The sequence below is a fragment of the Clostridium luticellarii genome, from assembly GCF_002995845.1.
GTDB classification, from domain to species: domain Bacteria; phylum Bacillota; class Clostridia; order Clostridiales; family Clostridiaceae; genus Clostridium_B; species Clostridium_B luticellarii.
The window spans coordinates 1-3714 of the sequence record NZ_PVXP01000125.1 but is presented as its reverse complement, the minus strand read 5'-3'; the positions used below and the strand labels follow the sequence as shown (position 1 = coordinate 3714).

Sequence of the window (3714 nt, the reverse complement as noted above, 5' to 3'; positions counted from 1 at the left end):
ATACTAATGAAATTAATAAACACCGATATACAAAATAGATATATCAATTATAAGTGTTTTATCTTTAGGAGGATAATAAATGAAAACAGGAACAGTAAAATGGTTTAATTCAGAAAAAGGATTCGGATTTATTGAAGTACCAGGCGAAAACGACGTCTTCGTACACTTCACTGCAATCCAAAGTGATGAGCCAAGAAAAAATCTCGAAGAAGGTCAAAAAGTTCAATTTGATGTTGAAGAGGGACCAAAGGGTCTTCAAGCTGCCAATGTTGTAAAACTTTAATATAAATTTTACAATATAATAAAAAACATCTTAACATAAATGAATGTAAGAATGTAATGTTTTGCCACCTTTTTTCAAAAGGGGTGGTTTTTATACTAAATATAAATTGGAACAGCTGAACTTAAAGGGATATATATTTATTTTTAAATATATATCCCTTTTTCTATCATATCAATATTTATTTCAGCGCTGCCATCATTATTTTCCAAGTACTTTTCTTTTTAATTTAAGACCGGTTTCTGTAATTGCAAGCCCTCCAAGGGCTGTTTCTCTCAACTCACAGGGAAGCTGATTTCCAACCTTATACATGGCTGAAACAGTATCATCAAAAGGGATTTTGCTTTCCACACCTGCCATGACCATGTCAGCAGTAGCTAGTGCATTGACAGCTCCAGACACATTTCTTTTTGCGCATGGTATTTCCACAAGACCCGCCACTGGATCACACACCAACCCAAGTATATTTTTTATAACTATGGCACTGGCATTTAATGCCTGTTCCGGAGTTCCTCCCATCATCTCAACTACACCAGCTGCTGCCATTGCCGAAGCCGAGCCGCATTCTGCCTGACATCCGCCTTCTGCTCCAGCCATGGTGGCATTTTTAGCTATTATTATTCCAACTCCAGTTGTTGTAAAAAGACTTTGAATCAATTCCTCTTCACTTTTACCCAGCTTTTCTCCTGCAGTTATTATAGCTGCCGGTATTATTCCGCAGGCGCCGGCTGTAGGTGCAGCTACTATCTTTCCCATAGCCGCATTTACTTCTGAACATGAAAGTGCTCTTGCCATAGCCTTTATCATAAAATATCCAGTCAAAGTTTTTTCCTTCTGACAGTATTCATTCAGTTTATATGCATCTCCACCTATAAGACCACTTACTGATTTTATTTTGTGTCTCAAGGCATATTCTGCCGAATCCCTCATCACCTGAAAATTTTTTCTCATATTTTCGAAAATGTCTTCTTTACTTTTTTCAGTGGATCTTATCTCCTGTTCAATTGTATATTCCCAGATCTTCATATTTTTCTCTTTACATATTTTAATTAATTCTTTTCCAGTATTGACCATATGCTATTTCCCCTCACTTATAGGGTTTACAGCCCTTACTTTATGTATATTGGGCAGGCCCCGTATCTCATTTATTATATCTTCTGAAATAAAATCATCCACTTCAAATACCATAGCAGCATCAGCACCTCTTATACTTTTCCTGTACACTTTCATAAAGGCTATATTTATCTTATATTTGTAAAGTATCTCCGATACCCTGGCAACCATACCCGGCACATCTACATGATTTATCAATATAGTAGGATACACTCCCGTAAATTCTATCTTGTCTCCATCTACTTCAGTTATAACCACATTTCCTCCACCTATAGACGATCCTGTAATTTCTGAAACTTTTCCATCCTGCCTTGTTATCACAAATTTAATAGTGTTGGGATGCACATCCCCCAAATCCGTCTCTATAAATTCAATCTGAATATTTCTCTCTTCTGCCATTTTTATAGAATTTTTTAAATTTTCATCCCAGGGATCCATGCCCAGTATTCCTGCAACCAATGCCTTGTCAGTACCATGTCCTCTATAGGTTTTTGCAAAAGAACCATGGAGGAAGAACTGTACTTTTTTAATTTTCCCACCAGCTATAGTACTCGCAATTTTCCCTAATCTTGCCGCCCCAGCCGTGTGAGAACTGGATGGTCCTATCATTATGGGGCCTAATATGTCAAAAACACTATATTCCCTCAAGTGTGACACCAACCTTTCCTTGCTTTTATATAATATCTAAATGTAAAATACTATTGAAATTTACATGCTGAACAATTTTCAACTTTCCCTACCATCCATCTTTTTAAATTTACTTTTTCTTGTCATGTACAAAGGAAATCCTATCAAGGTTACAATCAGGCCCAATCCCGCATTTAAAGGCTGAGTAAACAGTGTATTAAACACTATATACAATCCTCCTAATATGGCTATAGCCGGAACCACCGGATAAAGGGGAACTTTATAAGGCCTTTCAAGCTCCGGTCTTTTTCTCCTGAGAACAAACACTGCAAAGAAAGTCATCACATAAAATATCCATATTACAAATATCAATAGATCAGTAAGCTGATCAAATTTGCCGGAAAATATAAGTATTATTGATATTATCCCTAATAGTATACCACTATTTACAGGTACTTTATACTTTTTATTGAGTTTTGACAACCATTTGCTGCCCGGAAGTTTATTTTCCACGGCCATAGCATAAGGCACTCTCATTCCTGTAAGTATATATCCATTTATAGTGCCGAACACTGATATCAATATTCCAACAGTTATTATTTTTCCACCTACTGCTCCAAATATTACATTAGCTACAGCTGATGCAGGTGTTTTTGTTGCTGCCAAACTGCTTGCCGGTAGAACAAATAAGTAGGCTATATTGATAAGTATATATACCACCATAACCAGTGATAATCCACCTATAATTGCCCTGGGAAGATCTCTCTTTGGATTCTTCATTTCTCCGGCTATGGCTCCAACATTTATCCATCCTTCATATGCAAACATTGTAGCTACCAGTGCAGAACCCAGACTCGTAGCTATAGGATGATCCTGAGCTGTAACCGGAAATAATCTTACCATTCCACCGTCTCCATTTGTAAATCCTATTATTATTATTGCGAATAACGGTATTAATTTGCACACAGTTGCAGCAGTTTGAATTGCACCGCCGGCTTTAGAACCAAAAAAATTCATAATTACCAAAAACACAGTAACTATAACAGCTATTAAAACTATGGAGGAATCAGGCATACCCAGTAATGATGCTGCCTGTGTACCAAATATTATGGCAAGAGCAGCAATATTAGCCGGAAAATATATTATGATCTGTGCCCATCCAAGTAAATAGGCCCACATATCCCCATATGTTTCCTCAAGATAAGCTACCATTCCTCCTGTTCTGGGTATAGCTGCGGAAACTTCGGCAGCAGTAAGTCCTCCAGCTATGGTTATAATGCCTCCAAGTATCCATGCTATTATCCCCAACCCCGGAGCTCCTGCGGAACTGAATACAGCTGTAGGTTTAAAAAATACACCACCACCTATAACCACGCCCACAACAATCGCGAGAGCAGGCACCAGGCCAAGTTCTCTCTTTAGTTCATTCTTCATCATTATTGACCTCCTTGCAATTTTTATGAGTATATTTTATTTATACCGCCAATTTGAAAATTTCAATTTATTTCATGACACCCAAATCTATAAAACAGATATTAAACAATCCTTATCATAATAATTTCTATTATGACGATTTACAATGTTTTTCTAAAATTCCTGGCATATAAATTACAAAATAAAATTGAAATTGTTTACATTATTTTTTAAATTCTCTATAGTTAAACGTTTAATTTTAAACTACTGTCCGTATTTAC

Annotated in this window: 4 protein-coding genes; 1 reads left to right on the top strand and 3 read right to left on the bottom strand. The window is 36.5% G+C overall.

The genetic code is table 11. The features are described 5' to 3' along the window. Positions 1 to 79 precede the first annotated feature (79 nt). Complete coding sequence (locus CLLU_RS18185) at positions 80 to 283, top strand: cold-shock protein (RefSeq protein WP_106011167.1); 204 nt, start codon at positions 80 to 82, stop codon at positions 281 to 283. A 198-nt stretch (positions 284 to 481) separates the two neighbouring features. Here CLLU_RS18185 and sdaAA read toward each other — a convergent pair whose 3' ends face one another. The 3 genes from sdaAA to CLLU_RS18170 all read right to left on the bottom strand — a co-directional run bounded on the left by sdaAA (position 482) and on the right by CLLU_RS18170 (position 3454). Further along, positions 482 to 1354 (bottom strand): L-serine ammonia-lyase, iron-sulfur-dependent, subunit alpha, encoded by an 873-nt coding sequence (gene sdaAA / locus CLLU_RS18180; RefSeq protein WP_106011166.1) that lies wholly within the window; start codon positions 1352 to 1354, stop codon positions 482 to 484. A 3-nt stretch (positions 1355 to 1357) separates the two neighbouring features. Further along, positions 1358 to 2041, bottom strand: a complete 684-nt coding sequence (gene sdaAB, locus CLLU_RS18175) for an L-serine ammonia-lyase, iron-sulfur-dependent subunit beta (protein WP_106011165.1) — start codon at positions 2039 to 2041, stop codon at positions 1358 to 1360. Between the two features lie 78 nt (positions 2042 to 2119). Beyond that, positions 2120 to 3454 carry an APC family permease gene (locus CLLU_RS18170; RefSeq protein WP_337955457.1) on the bottom strand — a complete coding sequence of 445 codons (1335 nt, stop codon included), beginning with the start codon at positions 3452 to 3454 and terminating at the stop codon, positions 2120 to 2122. Positions 3455 to 3714: the final 260 nt, after the last annotated feature.